This window comes from Luteolibacter flavescens, assembly GCF_025950085.1.
In the GTDB taxonomy this organism is placed as follows: Bacteria; Verrucomicrobiota; Verrucomicrobiia; order Verrucomicrobiales; family Akkermansiaceae; genus Haloferula; species Haloferula flavescens.
The window spans coordinates 1-15859 of record NZ_JAPDDS010000013.1 but is presented as its reverse complement, the minus strand read 5'-3'; the positions used below and the strand labels follow the sequence as shown (position 1 = coordinate 15859).

Sequence of the window (15859 nt, the reverse complement as noted above, 5' to 3'; positions counted from 1 at the left end):
ATTGTTGCTCTGCCATCCTGGGGGGCGGAAGGTCATTGCCCGCAATCGAAGGGTCGCGGTTGCTTTGTATCGTCAGGCGTTCCCGTGCGCCGATCATGACAATCTGTCTGACAACTATGGTCTTGATCTTCCGTAGGAGCTGCTGCTTTGCCTACTCCCATGGAAACCCGCTTCTTCTTCCCCTGCGCCGCATTCTTCATCCTAGCCTGCACTGCCAATGCCGAAGGTGACTGGAAGTCCCTCTTCAATGGCAAGGATCTCTCCGGCTGGACGGTCACGCTGGACAAGCACAAGCCCGGCGAAGATCCGGAGAAGATGGTGCAGGTCCGCGACGGGGCCATCCACATGTATCCGGACACCGATCCGTCGGAGACCGTGCCCTTCGGCGTGATCACCCATGAGGATACGTTTTCCCGCTTCCACCTCACGCTGGAGTATCGCTGGCTCGACAAGAAATTCGCCCCGCGGAAGGACGCCATCCGCGATGCCGGGCTGCTGTATCACGTCCACTCCGCGGAGAAAATCTGGCCGGATTCGCTGGAGTACCAGATCCAGGAGGGCGATACCGCGGACATCGTGCTGCTCCAGCGCCACGCCACCTCGTGGAAGCACCCGCAGCCTGACAGCGCCCCGGAAGGACAAGGCGATGCCGGCCTGCTGCCGGAGAATGGCGGCGTCCCGATCGTCAGCCGCCAGGGCTTCCTCTACCTCGGGCGCTTCCCGGAGTATGATCACCTCCGCGGCTGGAACCAAGTCGAGGTGATCGTCCATGCAAACGAGTCCGCCGAGCATCGGCTGAATGGCCATGTCCGAGCGCGTCTCGGTGACTTCCGCATGCCGGACGGTGCGCCGCTTTCCTCCGGGAAGATCTGCCTGCAGCTCGAGGGGGCGGAGCTCCAGTATCGCAATGTCCAGATCCGCGAGCTCGATGAGCCGCTGCGCTCCAGCAAGCCGCACCTCGCCCTCAGCGCGGTGAAGGACAAGCCTGCCCGCAGCGCCACGATCACGGTAAAGAATCCGCTCAATCGCCCGGTGCCTGCCGCGCTGTCCATCGAGGGCGTGGATGCCGCCGCCTTCAGCGCCACGGCACCCGCGGCGACCATCGGTGCCGGTGAGTCGATGGAGGTGACGGTTCACTTCAAGCCGGTGCGCGGGGCCGCGCGGTATTCCGCCGGGCTGCGCGTCGGTTCGCCGGAGCAGGGGACCTTCGTGCTGCTGCAGGGCATCGGCCTTGCGGCATTCGAGGGGAAGAACGAGCCGCCGCTCCAGGACATCGTGAACGCGCTCGGCATCCCGCTGAATGCCGGAGGCACGAAGCTGGAACTCGACACGAAGGTCGACGTGATCGGCGACAGCAAGGACGTGCGCTACTTCGTGAAGGCAGGTGAGGGGAAGGTCCGCATCACGCCGCTCGCACGCTTTTCTCCTCCGGGCGCGACGCCCTTCGGGATCGTGGCAAAGGGCACCACCACGCTCGTCGAGTCCGGCAAGCTCGCGACCTCGGCCGAGGTCGCGGACTCCCATCAATCGCTGCTGCCACCGCTGGAGGGCGAGGCGTCTTCGGTCGAGATCGACACCCCGGAGGAAGGCTTCGCCTTCTACCTGAATGCCCACCAGTTCGTCTCCTTCACCGATCCCGGGCTGCCGAGCGAGGCGAAGATCGCCCGCACGGCCCGGGTCTATCCGGCGCGTCTTTTCGCCGGTCGCGAGTTGAAAGACGCCTTCATCGTCGGCTTCGAGGAGGCGGCGAATGGCGACTACCAGGACGCGCTGTTCCTCCTCGAGAACGTGAAGCCCGCCCCTTGATCAAGGCTCCGGGTCCACCGTCCGCACGCGGTAGAGTCGCATGGATTGAGTCTTCGGAGGCGAGGCGGTCCGGGGTGGCCCGCGGTCGATCCATTGGACACGATTGCTGGTGGCCTCGATGGCCACCGGCGAGGTGAGCCATGTCTGGCCGTCGTTCGTGTATTGGACCTCGTAGCTTTGCCCGGGCACGGAGTGGAACTCGATGAGCATGCCGCCGTCGGCGAGGAATTCGCAACGGCTCACGGCCAGTCCCGGCTGTGCCGCGATGGTCGGTGGCTGAGGCGCGGTAACCAGCGTCACGGAGATCTGAGGGGAGATGGCGGTTCCTCGCGTGGGCACCTTGTACTCGATGGTGAAGGTGACCGATGCCCCCGGAGCCATGACCGTCCGGTGACGGAGCACCCACGCACCGGCGACCGCGTTCGTCGCATTCTGGACGGTCACTCCCGCAGGCAGCCCCGTGATGGAGAGGTCGAAGCCCGCGATGTCGCGCGCGGCATTGCTCGTCACGGTCACCTGCTGCTCCAGCAGGCCGGTCTGGCGATTGACCGCGATGGTCGTGGCCACCGAGAGCCCGGGCAGAGGCAGGTCTGGCAGGGTGATGCGGAAGGTGAATGACGCGGACGTATCGCTGCCGTCCGTGGCGATCACGGTCACGTCGGAATGGCCGCTCACATAAGGTGCATAGGCGATATCGAGCACCCCGGTCGTGGGGTCGATGGCGAGGCTCGAAAACAGGTCGCTGCGGGTGACTTCGCCCAGCGACCAGACGAGCGAGTCCTCGGGATCGGCATCGAAGACGAAAGGTGCGAGCGCGAGCTGCTGCGGCGTCCCCGCAGGCTCCGCGATGAGGTCCGGCACAGCGCTTGTGAAAACCGGCGGGTCATTCACGGCTGTGAGCGTGATGTGTATCTCTGACTCCACCGTCAACCCGCCTTCGTCGGTAGCGCGCACGAGCACCGTCGTGGAACCGTAGGCATCCTTCACTGGAGTGATCCGAATGCTTCCCGTGCCAAGCGTCGGCGTGACGAGAGCGGGATTGCTATTGGAGACGATCTGGAAGACCAGCCTCTCGTCGGGAGTTTCCTCGTCGGAAAAGAGCGGCCCCAGAGGAATGTCGAATGGAGGCGCGTCCTCTTCCTCCGTCGTCTCATGATCGATGGCGAGTGGCTGGTCATTCACCTCCAGCACTTCGAGATCGAAGGAAATCGTCGTGGAAATCCCGAAGGAGTCCGTCGCCGTCAGTCGCACGGCCGAGGTGCCGATGTGATCGACCAGCGGCGTGCCGGTCAGCTTTCCAGTCTCGTCCAGACGCAACCACGGCGGTGCAGCCTCAAGCGAGAGGGTAAGGTTCGCATCGGGGTCGGGATGGATGACCATCGGGTCGAAGACAAAGAGGGCATCTTCCAGTGTCGTCGCCGGGGGAGTGCCCGCAAATGCCGGCGCGGGGATGACCGGTGCCTCCACCCACCCGGCGTAAACGCCGCCTGTCACTCCGGCCACGGTGACGGTGCTGGCTGTCCGGAGCGACGGATTGGCGAGCACGACGAGCCCCGGATTTCCGGTGCCCATGGCGATCAGTCCAGACGTCGAGAGATTGAAATCGAAGTAGGTGTAGTCCTGCAGCGGCGTCAGGCTCATGTAGGTGCCGGAATCGCTTGAGCCCGGGGGGAAGATGCCGATCCGGCGATTTGTGGTGACGCCATACACCATGCCATCCGCTGCGGCAGTTGCCCCAGTTAAGAAGCTGCCTTGAGCGCCCGTGGTGGTCTGCAGGCGAGCCCATGTCTCCGGGTGGTAGCGGACGATGACGCGACCCAACTCCACACCATAGACGTATCCGTCCAGACCGCCGTTGAGGTTTGGCCGGCTGAAGCTGTTGTAGATCGGCGGCAGCCTCCTGACGTGCCGGTTGCGGGTGTTCACGGTGACCATCCGGTTCGTGATCAGCGTGTCGCCCGCCAGCGAGAGATCCGTCTCGTTCGCATTCGGGGCGAAGGATTCCCAAAGCCGCGTGTAATTCCAGAATTCAAACTCCGGATCGTAGGTGCCGATCATCGTCGGCTCCGATCCACCGGAGAAGGCCTTGAACATCACATGGACGCGGCCGAGCTGGTCCACAACAGCGTCCTCCACCCGGTGGGCGAAGTCCCTGGCAAAGGGATTCGGCACCTGGATCGAGCGGACGACCTGACCGCTTGTCCGGGCTTCGTAAAGGCGGTCGCGGGAACTTACGAGCAGGTTGCCAGCAGTGAAGGGGGAATTGCGGATGGGGCCGACAGCCAGACGGGCGGTGGCAGAGATCACGCTGCCGACTTCATTGCTCACCCTCACCTGATAGATCCCGGCGTCAGCGGACCCGCAGTTTTCCACGAAGAGATCCGCGGCAGTCGCCCCGGGGACCTCGACGTCGTCCTTCGTCCAGCGGTACGTGAAGGGGCCGGAACCCACGGGCTGCACGCTGAGCATGACCGGGTCGCCATAGTGCGCGCGGGTACTTTCCGGTTGGGCGGCGATGAGCGGCATACGTCCTCCGAGCGAATCGGAGAGCACGGCGAAGTCCGGGGATACCGTGTAGAACCGCGGCTTGCCCTCATGCTGGGTGATGACGACCGATCGGTCCTCACCGGGCAGCACTCGCAGCGGCGTGCCTGAGAAAACGCGGGACCGCTCGACATTCCAGTCCGCCGTCCAGCGGTGGAAGGAGGTGTTGCCCGTCCCGTGCGGCTCGATGCCGTACAGGGTTTCGCCGACCCAGCCAAGGTCCGTGGAGGTGCGCTCCATCTCGTATGCCACGTCCAGCGGATTGCCACCGAAGATGATGCCGCGGGCGATGGCCACCCTCGTGCCCACGGCATTCGGGCGGATGGGTGGCGTGTCGCTGATGTTCGGCTTCAGGTAGGGCGTCTCCACGTCCGGTCCTAGGACGCCGCTCTCCGTAATCACGGAGCTGTGAAGGATGCCACCGGTGGTGCTGTCGTGGAACCAGAAGACCTTGCGGCTGCCCGGGCTGTATTCATAGACGCTGGAGACGGTGGAGCGGGCCTTCGCATCCAACTGCGATCCCGCGCGGTTGAAGACGCGATGAAAGCGCTCGGAGCTCATGTAGTGCACCGCGAGCAGATGGCGGTCCGTCGCGACCAATCCGCGGACCGCGGTGGGCAGATTGGCGAAGGGCTGCGCTACAGAGCCGGGTGCCGCTGCAATCCGGGTGATGGCACCCGTGGAGTAGCCGAGGTAGAGTGAGTGCTCCTCGGCACTGTAGGCGATCGTCGAGGGGGTATCTGAAAGGCCGATCCCGTCAAGATACCGGCCTTCGTCCGGAGACCAGCGGAAGACCGTCCTATTGGCGGCCGAATAAACGAGCACGATCCCGTCCCGATCCATCAGGATCTGGTCCGCCGTGTAGGTCAGGCCCGCGGGATTTGACGCGGCAGCAGAGGCGGGTGGCTGGAAGTCCGAGAATGCAACCCGCTCCGCCCGCACCCCGCGAGCCGTGTTTTCCGGGATGAAGGCGATGGCCGCATCCGGAGTCAGATGGACGCTGGCGGCTTCCGCCGACAGGATCGCCGAGGTGGTCTCGCGGTTGCTGGAGTCGAAGAGTCCGAGCCGATTCCCGCGCAGCACCACGGGGAGCCGGCTGTCCTCCTGGAAGGCGATGTCGGTGAAGCCCCCGCCGAATGACCCGGCATAGCTAAGGTCGGAAGCGGCATAAACGATGCCGGCATTGTCCACCACCAGCGTCTCTCCGGGCATCACGTAGGTCTTGCTTGCGGAGGGCAAGGCGCCACCCGCATACGGGCTATCGAGAACGGTGAGGAGCCCCCCGGCGGTCTTGTAGGTGACCTGGATGATATCCGCAGGGCCGCGGGTGCTTCGGCCGAAGATCTTGTTCGCCACGGTCGCGACGGAGGATCCGGCTGGCAGGTTCCAGGTGGTGGACTCGAGATTCGATTGAATCGGGCTCCCTCCTCCCAGCGGGCGGAAATTCACGGTGATTCCGCTGCCGGTCTGCACTGCCATGAGCATGTCGCCGTCCATCAGGAGCTCCGCGAGCGGCAGTGCGGTGGTGGTGAGGATCGAGCGGTTGCCGAGATTCAGGTCGAAGCGGTGGATATCGGAGCCGATGGCGACATACACGCCACGATCGGAGACCACGATCGACTTCGCGCCCGTGGCTGGCAGGGCGACGCCGCTCAGCCAGGAGTTGTTCTGGATATCATATCGCTCGATTTTCCCGTCGAAGAGGAAATAGGCGGTCTGCTGGTGCCTCACCGACTTGATCCACGGCGTCTGCCCGGAGGCAACCCCGGCGAGGCAGAGCGAGATCAAGAACAGCTTGGAGAGGATTCCGAGGAGGAGACGAGTCATGGGTTTGGGAGGCTCCAAAGACATGACAAGATCGACACACCGCGGTCGAGGATCATTTCCTAACGGAAATCCGACCTTCCCTCATCAATGGAAACACCGCAGGGAGGGAAGGAATTCACATCCTTGCGGTGTATCACATGACCATGCCGGAATATGTTATCCCGGGCGACGATTTTTCAATGGTGCCTCATTCCTTGTCGGCCTCCACGTCCGGCAGGAAGACGGTGAGGATGCCGATGAGCGGGAGGTAGGCGCAGATCTGGAAGACGAAGTTGATGCCCTGGTGGTCGGCTACCTTGCCGAGCACCGCGGAGCCGATGCCTGCGATGCCGAATGCGAGTCCGAAGAAGAGTCCGGCGATCATGCCGACCTTCCCGGGCAGCAGTTCCTGCGCATAGACGAGAATGGCGGAGAAGGCGGAGGCCAGCACCAGGCCGATGACCACGCTCAGCGCGGCGGTCATGCCCAGACCCACGTGCGGCAGCATCAGGGAGAAGGGCGCGACACCGAGGATGGAGGCCCAGATCACGCGCTTGCGCCCGATGCGGTCACCGATCGGACCGCCGGCGATGGTGCCCACCGCCACCGCCGCCAGCAGCAGGAAGAGATAGTATTGCGAGCTCTGCACCGAGATGTGGAAGCGGTCGATTAGGTAGAAGGTGTAGTAGCTGGTCAGCGAGGATAGATAGACGTACTTCGAAAAGGTGAGGGCCACCAGCACCGTGAGGGCGAGGACCACCGTCTTGCGGGGAAAGGCGGACTGGGCCGTGCCTGACTTGGCCTTCCGCTTGATGCGGTGGAAATTCCGGCTCTGCCAGCGGCCGATGAAGGTGAGGATCACCACGCCCAGCAGCGCGATCGCGGAAAAGGCGAGGATGGAGCGTTGGCCGTGTGGCACGATGACCAGCGCCGCGAGCAAGGGGCCGATGGCGCTGCCCGCATTCCCGCCGACCTGGAAGATCGATTGCGCCAGGCCACGGCGCTTGCCTGCGGCCATGAAGGCGATGCGCGATGCTTCGGGGTGGAAGACCGCCGAGCCGGTGCCGATCATCGCGGCCGACATCAGGATCGTCGGAAAGGTGGTCGAGTGAGCGAGACAGACGAGGCCGATCAGCGTGAAGGTCATGCCCACCGGCAGCGCGTAGGGCATGGGCTTGCGGTCCGTCACCAGACCCACGAGCGGCTGGAGCAAGGAGGCGGTGAGCTGGAAGGTGAAGGTGATCAGACCGAGCTGGGCGAAGCTGAGCTGATACGACTCCTTCAGGATCGGGTAGATCGAGGGCAGCAGGGCCTGGATGGTGTCATTCAGCAGGTGGGAGGCGCTGATGGCGAAGATGAGCGCCAGGACCGTATCCGTGGGTTGGCTGGTCGCGGGGATGACCGCGGGCTCGTCCTTGGCGGTGGTTTCGTTCATGGGCCGGGAACAGTCGGCCCCGCCCGCGGCAGGGGCAATTTCCGAGGCCGGAACTAGCGCGCCTCTTTCTGGTATTTTTCTCGGATTTCGTCGCGGAACTCCGCCGGGGTGCGTCCCTCGTAGCGGCGGAAGAAGCGCCCGAAGTAGGAGGGATCCTTGAAGCCGAGCCGGTAGCCGATTTCCGCGACACCGAGCTCCGAATAGAGGAGGAGGCGCTTCGCATCCAGCAGGCGGCGCTGGCGGACGTGCTCGCCCGCGGCTCGTCCGGTCGCCTCGCTGACCATGTCGTTCAGGTGATTCGCCGTCACGCCGAGTTCGCGGGCGTAGGGCGTGAGTGCCTGCCATTCCCTGAAGTTCCTCTCCACCAGCAACTGGAAATCGCGCACGAGGCTCACGCCGCGCTGGAGATTCGTGGCGGGCCGCTCGTGGTCACGCCAGCGGCTGGCCTTGACCAGCAGGATGCGGAGGAGCGCCCGGACGATTTCCCCGGCACCCGGGCGGGCCTGGTTGAATTCCTCCTGCAGCTCGGAAAAGATCGCCGCGATCTCCTCGCCCGCTCCGGTAGGCACGCCCAGCCACGGCGGGAAATCCGGCGTGTAGAAGAAGGGTAGCTCCAGCAGCAACTGCGTGGAACCCGCCGCCCCGGCATCGAAGAATTCACGGGTGAAGGACAGGATGGTGCCGTCGGTTTCCTTTCCCGATGCCACGGCATGGACCTGTCCCGGGCTGAGGAAAAAGAGCGTGTCCCCGCGGACCTGCATTTCACGGAAGTCGTGCATCAGCTTCGCCGGGCCGCGGATGAGCGAGATCTGGAAGAAATCGTGGTAGTGCGGGGTGAGCAGCGTGGGATTCCACGCCCGCGATTCCTGATAGGGCACCGCCACGAAGCCCTCTCCCCGCAGCAGGGACTGCCGGTAGTCGCCAAGACCGACGGCGGGGATGGCTTCGCGTTTCATTGATGGGGAGACAGAAGACTTGAAGACCCAAGATACAAGACTTGAGCCAGTCGCGTCCAGTGCCGCGGCATTTTCCAGTCTTGCGTCTTGGGTCTTCAAGTCTTCTGTCTCTCTTCGTGCTTGGAATGTGTCTTCCTGCCATAAGAGTAACGGGCTTGTGAAACCATTTGCCCTTGCCGTTTTTTCGATCCTTTCCGCCGCCACGCTCCATGCCGAGGTCGGCGTCGGGGCCAAGCCCATCGAGGGGGCCGAGGTCGTCTTCGATGGCTCCCGCGAGATGCTCGATGAAAAGTGGACCTATTGGCAGGGCCCGCGCTTTGCGTCCTCGCTGCCGATCAAGTGGAAGATCGTCGAGGACCCGGTGGACAAGGGCACGGTGGTGATGAGCGACGATCCGGTCGCGGCCGGCGGCAAGTATGGCACCGCGGACATCGTGACGAAGAAGGCCTACAAGGACTTCCGCCTGCACATCGAATTCAACATCGCCAAGAAGGGCGGGAACAGCGGCGTCTATCTCCAGAACCGCTACGAGATCCAGATCCTCGACGGCGACAAGACGAAGCACGGCATGGCCGCCGTGATCAATGAGACCGGGTCCCCTTACGAGCACTACCTCGGGGTGGGGAAGTGGAATGCCTACGACATCGTCTTCCGCGCGGCCCGCTTCACCGATGGCAAGCTCACGGAGAAGGCGAAGGTGACGATGTTTTTCAACGGCAAGAAGGTGCACGAAAACCAGACCATCAACCAGGTGTGGGGCGGTGCGAATTCCGGCGTGGACGGTGGCAATGACGGCGGCAAGGGCATCACCGACACCCCGCAGGGCCTGAAGCTCCAGGCCGAGGGCCACGACGTGCGCTTCCGCAATATCTGGATCAAGGAGCTGGACCTGGAGAAGCCGGACACGGACTTCGCCGAGTGACCTGCGTGTGGCTTCCAATAGCTCCCGGGTTTTCCTTTCCATCCCATCCCTCCCCGTGCCGAATTTCCCGAGATGAGTCTCCGCTGCCACGCTGTCGTCGATACCGCCTACCAGCAGGTCCAGATCTGGAAATCCGAGCGGCAGTGTGAGTTTCGGGTGGCCGGGGCAATCCACGCGTGGTGGCACGAGCGGCGCTTCCTCACGGGCCTGGCTTGGGACAATATCGCATCGGCGGCACTGCTGCGGCCGGCCGGTCCGCCGCGCTCGATCCTGATGCTGGGCCTCGCGGGCGGCACTGCGATGCGCATCCTGCGGCACCTCCTGCCGGAGTGCCGACTGGTCGCCGTGGACATTGACTCGGAGATCGTCGCGCTGGCCGAGCTGAACATGAAGCTGGATGACCTGGGCATCGAGATCCACTTCGGCGACGCCTACCAATGGATCGCCGCGTGCCGGGAGAAATTCGACGTGGTCATCGACGACGTCTATCTCGCGGGAAAGAGCGATGTTTTCCGGCCCGGGAAGTCCGACAACCGGCAGATCTCCGCGCTGAAGCGGCTGGTGGCACCCGGCGGCCTCCTGTTGGCGAATCTGGTGAACGGCCCCGGTCACCGCGCGATGCAGATCCGCACCCGGGCTGCCTTCCGTGAGGCGTTCCCCGTCGTGAAGTCCGTGACCACGCCGGATAGCATGAATGAGACCCTCGCCGGGGGGGCGGATGTCTTGCCTGCCTCGGCGCTCACCCCGTGGGTGGGTAGTTTCCCGGATGGGATCGACCGCCGCTACTGGAAGCGGCTGAAAGTCCGCCGTCTAACCCCCGTGGCGGCGCGTTGACAATCCCACGGGGGGTGAGCAACCTCCGCGGACATGGACACTCTGAAGATCCTGCTCGGTGCCACCGTGGCTTTGTTGCTCGGTGCGTTGGGTGTTTCACTTTACAACCAGAAGGACGGCTCCCAGTCGGCGGAATCCCTGGAGACGGCCGAGCTGAATCGCAAGATCGCCGAGCTGCGCCTGCAGCAGGACCGTCTGGAGCTTGAGAAGCAGCGGCTGGCCTTCCAACAGGCGGCAGCACAGGCCCCGCCCGTGGCAGAACCCGTCACGCAGTCGCCGCCACCTGCCGAGATGGAGGCGATGAAAGAGCAGATCGCCCAGCTTCAGGCCGAGAAGGAAAAGGCTGAGCGCGACGCAAGAACCGCGGAAAGCGAAGCGGTCCATATTGGCGGCAGGGTAATCGAGAGCCGCGACAAAGAAGTCCGCCGTGCCCGCCTCATCAGCCAGGCGCTCGTGATCGCCCGGGTGACCGAGTGGGTCGAGAATGCCGAGGTCGGCAGCTTTGCCACCATCGACATCGTGATGCCGGAGAATGTCCAGCCCGGCTCCGTCCTCTGCCTGCGCCGCAATACCGGCATCCTCGGTCGCCTGCGCGTGGACGAAGTGAACATCGAGGGTGCGATAGCGAACCCGATCACGCCCTTCACCGAGACGCGTCCGCAGCCCGGAGACGAGCTCATCCTCGAGCCGCCGTTTTAAGAAAAGGCACGCCGGCGGAGAGCCGGTCCCATGAGGTGGAGGAGCGGGCTGGCTTTCCAGGTCCCGCTTTTGCCACCTCGTCCCGATTTCCAATTCCAGATCCCACATTTCAGATTCCCGTCCATGTCCACCACTGTTGGTCTCATCTCACTTGGCTGCGCGAAGAACCTCATCGACTCCGAAGTCATGATGGGTCACCTCGCGGAAGCCGGCATGTCGCTCACGTCCGAGGCGGATCTGGCTGACGTGCTGATCGTGAATACCTGCTCCTTCATCGACATGGCGAAGCAGGAGTCGATCGATGCGATCTTCGGAGCGGTGAATGCCCGCAAGGATGACCCGGACCGCGAGCGGCAGAAGATCATCGTGGCGGGCTGCCTTTCGCAGCGCTTCGCGAAGGACCTGCCGGGCATCATGCCGGAAGTGGACGCCTTCATCGGTCTCGACCAGATCACGAAGGTCGCTCCGATCATCGAGAATCTCGTCGGCAAGCAGCCTGCGCCCGCGCCAAAGGAGGCGAACTCCGCCACGGAGGACCCGCGCGACTATGTAACGCTGAAGCCGCAGTATGTGCCGGACTACGTCACGCCGCGCTTCCGCCTGACGCCGGAGCACTTCGCCTACGTGAAGATCGCCGAGGGCTGCAATCACACCTGCACCTTCTGCATCATCCCGAAGATCCGCGGCATGCACCGTTCGCGCACGCAGGAAAGCGTGGTCCGCGAGGTGGAAGCGCTCGTGAAGGCCGGTGTGAAGGAGATCAACCTGATCTCCCAGGACACCACCTACTTCGGCATGGACAAGTGGGAGGGCCAGCGCCCGAACCCGAATTCCCCGGTGGACTCCACCCGCGGCGAATCGCTCGCGACGCTGCTCCGCGAGGTGAACAAGATCGAAGGCGAATTCTGGATTCGCCTCCTCTACACCCACCCGGCGCACTGGTCCGACGAACTCATCCGCACCATCGCCGAGTGCGACAAGGTGGCGAAGTATGTCGATATCCCGCTGCAGCACATTTCCGACCGCATGCTGACGGCGATGAAGCGCAAGACGAACGGCGACTACATCCGCGACCTGCTGCGCCGCATGCGCGCGGGCATCCCGGGCATCGGCATTCGTACTACATTCATCGTAGGTTTCCCCGGCGAGACCGAGGAGGACTTCCAGGAGCTGCTGGAGTTTATCCGTGAGTTCCGCTTCGAGCGGGCAGGTGTGTTCCAATATTCGAAGGAAGAAGGCACGCCTGCCTACAAGATGACCGGCCAGCTCCACCACATGACCCGAAAGGGTCGCTGGAGCCGCGCGATGGCAGAGCTGCAGAAGGTGGCCGCCGAGGTGAACCAGGAGCAGGTGGGCAAGAAGGTCCGCGTGCTCGTCGAGGAAAAGGGCGTGGGCCGCACCGAGTGGGATGCGCCGGAAATCGATGGCTCCGTGCACGTCGATGAGAATATCCCGGTCGGCAGTTTCGCCGATGTCACCATCGGTGACTGGCGTGGCTATGATCTGGTGGCCGCTCGATAAGCATCGCAAAACGGGTTAACGGCTGATTTTCCCCCCGCGGCGCACGAGGGGAGTTATTCACAGGGCTCGAGGACTTTGATCAGTCCCGGGCCCTGTTTCATTTGGCGGACATCCGTTTCTTCACTTCGGATAATGTCGCCTAACAGATCGGAATGAGCGGGTTGTTAGGGGCTTTGTGTGTGAACGGGTTGGGAATAAGATGGCGATATTTTGTGAATAACCGTCGGGGTGTTATCGGCTGTGAATAAATTTATTCACGGGGTTGGTGTTGGCGATATGCACGATTCCAAGGTGTTTGTACACGTTGCTTGGCACGAAAACCCTTCTGTGAGGCTGAACTTTTTGGTTATCGGGTAATAAATATTTAGCTCGTCCAGATCTTACATTGAGTTGGGAATGTCGGTTTTTACGCATTTATAGTCGCGCCTGAAATTCGCCCTCTGGTGACTTTTAAAATAAATTGGTAATTTGAACCTGAACTCCCACCCGGTTATGAACCCCAAAGAGATGAGCCAACTAAGGAAGCTTGCTCCCTTATCGTCCCGGTCTGCTTGTCTGATAACGCTGTTCGCCTGGCAAATTGTCCACGGCGCCGAATTGCCTGCCGGAGCGGCAGTGTCGAAAGGAACTAGCACCGGCACCGGTGCGAATATCTCCCTCTCAACGCTGAGCCTGCTCACTGCCAATTCTGGAAATGTAGGCCATGCCACGGGCTCTGCGCCCGCTGCCTACAACACCACCTCACCCGGACTCCTTAACCTGGATGTGGGTTTGCCGGGAGTTCTTTCCCTGCTCGCGTCCGACGGAACCTTCAGTACCAATGTTTCCTCGACCATCGACGGTTCGTCGGGCTCGAAGACGACCAAGGCAACGTCCGGTGTGACCAACCTTAACTTGGGTGTGGGAGAGGTTCTGGGACTTTTCGGGACGGACCCGCTGATCAGCCTCGAGGTCCCGGCAGTCACGACAGCCGTCACCATCGCAGGCCGGCCAGGATCATTCACGTCCACTTCCACTGTTTCATTGGCCGGACTGAAGATCAAGTTGCTCGGGGCAACAGTCGATCTGTCCTCGATCGACCTCACGAATGTCCCGGCGAATACCGGCCTTGTCATTAATGGCGGCGCGCTTGCCGGCGTCACCATCATGCTCAACGAGACGGCGACCGTTGGAAATGCGTTTGATGGCTTCACCACCACGACGACGGCGATCAAGATCAATCTCACTGCAGCTCAACTCGGCATTCTCACTGCGGTGAGCGGCGACATCGCGATCGGGAAGGCCCAGGCTTCGCAAGGCTACGATCCGGACGGTGACGGTCTCTATGCCGGTCGGGATGGGGATAGCGATGGCGACGGCATCCCCGATGCGATCGAAATCGCAAATGCAGCCCCCGGTGGTGACACCGATGGCGACGGTGTCCCGGATTACCTCGATCTCGACAGCGACAACGACGGGATCAATGACGTGATCGAAGCCGGTGGCAAAGACGCCAATGGCGACGGACGCCAGGATCCCAGTGGCGACGCCAATCCCGATGAAGACGGCGATGGCATCGTGGACTCGGTCGATCCCAATGACAATGTTCTGGGCGGAACCAAGGGCGTGGCACTGGTCATCGCCGATACCGATGGCGACGGGGTGAAGAACTACCTCGACCTCGATTCCGACAATGATGGCGTGAGCGACATCGTGGAGTCCGGCTTCGTGACGACTGCCGATGAGAACGGCGTCTTCCGGACCGGCGACTCGGATGGAGACGGCATTGACGATGTGGTCGATGGCTTCGTCGGTTTCGGCGATGCACCTGGCTCAACCGGTCCAATCCCTGATTCGGACAACGACGGAACGCCGAACGCCTACGATACCGACAGCAACAACGACGGCACGCCCGACATCGTCGGCACGCCGTTCGCTGCCCTCGACACCAATGGCGACGGCCGGATCGATGCCAGCGCGGACTCGGATCGCGACGGTATTCCAAACGTGGCGGACATCCAGCCGGGTGTCTTCGGCGGCCTGCCGAATGCTGCCGGCGACAACGACGGCGACGGCATTCCTAACGGTGATGAAGGCTCCGGCCAGGTGGATACCGATGGTGACGGCGTTCCGGACATTGCCGATGGTGACTCCGACGGTGACGGCATCCCGGACTCGGTGGAAGGCAATGGTGATCTGGATGGCGATGGCATCCCGAATTTCCGCGACCTTGATTCCGACAACGACGGCATCAATGACGTGATCGAAGCCGGTGGCACCGATGCGAATGGCGACGGCCTGCAAGACTCCAGCGGTGACAGCACGCCGGACGCCGATGGCGATGGCATCGTGGACTCCGTGGACCCGGATGAAGGTGGCACTGTCCTTCCCGTGACGGATACCGACGGTGATGGCGCTCCGAACTTCCTGGATCTCGACAGCGACAACGACACCATCTCCGACCTCATTGAGAGCGGACTCGGCGCTACCGATTCCAACAACGATGGCATCGGTGACGGTCCGGATCCGGATCGCGACGGCATCATCCTGTCCGTGGACGGCCTGCCAGGCGGCCGTGGTGATGCAGGTGGCTCGACGCCGATCGATACCGATGGTGACGGCATCCCGAACTACATCGACCCGAACAGCGACAACGCCGGTGGCAACGACATCGATACCGCTGGCAACGGCGATCTCGACACCGACGGAGACGGCATGGTGGACGATGACACCGACACCGATGGCGACGGAATACCGGACGTTGTTGACGATGACATCAACAATCCCGGCGGTCTGGGCTCCGGTCTCAAGACCTACACGCAGTGGAGAAACGAGGAATTCACCGCTCCGGCAAACACCAATCCGGTGATCTCTGGTCCCGATGCGGATCCGGATCAGGATGGATTCTCGAACGCGGAAGAGTTCGCCTTCGGCTCGGATCCGGAAAACCCCGGCAGCATCCCGACGATCACCTCGTCCGTGCCTCCCGGCGGTGGAATCGAGCTCAGCGGTGTCCGCGACCCGAATGCCTATGCCTTCGTCGTCCTGCAAGTCTCCCGCAATCTGCAATCATGGTCGAGTGCCGTGAACGACGTCGAGGTGACGACTGATCAACCGGCTCTCCTGATCGGCAAGATCAACAGCAGCTTCGGTGGTGACCAGTCGAGAGGCTTCCTGCGCTTCCACATCATCATCCCCTGAGTTAATCTCAGATTCATGCGATCCCGCCGGTCTCCCCGTGAGGCCGGCGGGTTTTTTGTTTCCGGCGGGAGCCTTCTAGCGTAAGCGTGGTCCGAGCCGCCGTGTGATTTTCCTTGGCGGTTCTCGTGCTCAGGCCGCTTTCCGAACCGGCTTGCC

9 protein-coding genes are annotated in these 15859 nt (G+C 62.8%); 6 read left to right on the top strand and 3 right to left on the bottom strand.

What is annotated here, in order from left to right; translation table 11 throughout:
* Positions 1 to 159 precede the first annotated feature (159 nt).
* Positions 160 to 1806: a 3-keto-disaccharide hydrolase gene (locus OKA04_RS19340; protein WP_264502856.1), complete on the top strand. Its 1647-nt coding sequence runs from the start codon at positions 160 to 162 to the stop codon at positions 1804 to 1806.
* Here the strand turns inward: OKA04_RS19340 and OKA04_RS19335 are convergent, their stop codons facing one another.
* The 3 genes from OKA04_RS19335 to OKA04_RS19325 form a co-directional block, all read right to left on the bottom strand.
* Entirely contained in the window at positions 1807 to 6177 is a 4371-nt protein-coding gene (locus tag OKA04_RS19335; RefSeq protein ID WP_264502855.1) for a putative Ig domain-containing protein, read from the bottom strand.
* A 187-nt stretch (positions 6178 to 6364) separates the two neighbouring features.
* The gene (locus tag OKA04_RS19330; RefSeq protein WP_264502854.1) at positions 6365 to 7591 is read right to left on the bottom strand and encodes an MFS transporter; all 1227 of its coding nucleotides are present in this window, start codon (positions 7589 to 7591) and stop codon (positions 6365 to 6367) included.
* A gap of 53 nt (positions 7592 to 7644) precedes the next feature.
* Complete coding sequence (locus tag OKA04_RS19325; protein WP_264502853.1) at positions 7645 to 8547, bottom strand: helix-turn-helix domain-containing protein; 903 nt, start codon at positions 8545 to 8547, stop codon at positions 7645 to 7647.
* 157 nt (positions 8548 to 8704) lie between these two features.
* Between OKA04_RS19325 and OKA04_RS19320 the strand changes: the two genes are divergently transcribed.
* The 5 genes from OKA04_RS19320 to OKA04_RS19300 all read left to right on the top strand — a co-directional run bounded on the left by OKA04_RS19320 (position 8705) and on the right by OKA04_RS19300 (position 15703).
* A complete protein-coding gene (locus tag OKA04_RS19320) occupies positions 8705 to 9469 on the top strand; it encodes a 3-keto-disaccharide hydrolase (RefSeq protein WP_264502852.1) in 765 nt (254 codons plus the stop codon).
* A gap of 72 nt (positions 9470 to 9541) precedes the next feature.
* Positions 9542 to 10303, top strand: a complete 762-nt coding sequence (locus OKA04_RS19315) for a spermidine synthase (RefSeq protein WP_264502851.1) — start codon at positions 9542 to 9544, stop codon at positions 10301 to 10303.
* A gap of 33 nt (positions 10304 to 10336) precedes the next feature.
* Positions 10337 to 11002 carry a hypothetical protein gene (locus tag OKA04_RS19310; protein ID WP_264502850.1) on the top strand — a complete coding sequence of 222 codons (666 nt, stop codon included), beginning with the start codon at positions 10337 to 10339 and terminating at the stop codon, positions 11000 to 11002.
* Between the two features lie 123 nt (positions 11003 to 11125).
* Positions 11126 to 12523, top strand: a complete 1398-nt coding sequence (gene rimO / locus OKA04_RS19305; RefSeq protein ID WP_264502849.1) for a 30S ribosomal protein S12 methylthiotransferase RimO — start codon at positions 11126 to 11128, stop codon at positions 12521 to 12523.
* A 615-nt stretch (positions 12524 to 13138) separates the two neighbouring features.
* A complete protein-coding gene (locus OKA04_RS19300; protein ID WP_264502848.1) occupies positions 13139 to 15703 on the top strand; it encodes a beta strand repeat-containing protein in 2565 nt (854 codons plus the stop codon).
* Positions 15704 to 15859: the final 156 nt, after the last annotated feature.

Coding starts and splice junctions, on each gene's coding strand:
- OKA04_RS19310 (WP_264502850.1), top strand. CDS start 10,337: ATGGACACTCTGAAGATCCTGCTCGGTGCCACCGTGGCTTTGTTGCTC.
- OKA04_RS19335 (WP_264502855.1), bottom strand. CDS start 6,177: ATGACTCGTCTCCTCCTCGGAATCCTCTCCAAGCTGTTCTTGATCTCG.
- OKA04_RS19315 (WP_264502851.1), top strand. CDS start 9,542: ATGAGTCTCCGCTGCCACGCTGTCGTCGATACCGCCTACCAGCAGGTC.
- OKA04_RS19325 (WP_264502853.1), bottom strand. CDS start 8,547: ATGAAACGCGAAGCCATCCCCGCCGTCGGTCTTGGCGACTACCGGCAG.
- OKA04_RS19330 (WP_264502854.1), bottom strand. CDS start 7,591: ATGAACGAAACCACCGCCAAGGACGAGCCCGCGGTCATCCCCGCGACC.
- rimO (WP_264502849.1), top strand. CDS start 11,126: ATGTCCACCACTGTTGGTCTCATCTCACTTGGCTGCGCGAAGAACCTC.
- OKA04_RS19340 (WP_264502856.1), top strand. CDS start 160: ATGGAAACCCGCTTCTTCTTCCCCTGCGCCGCATTCTTCATCCTAGCC.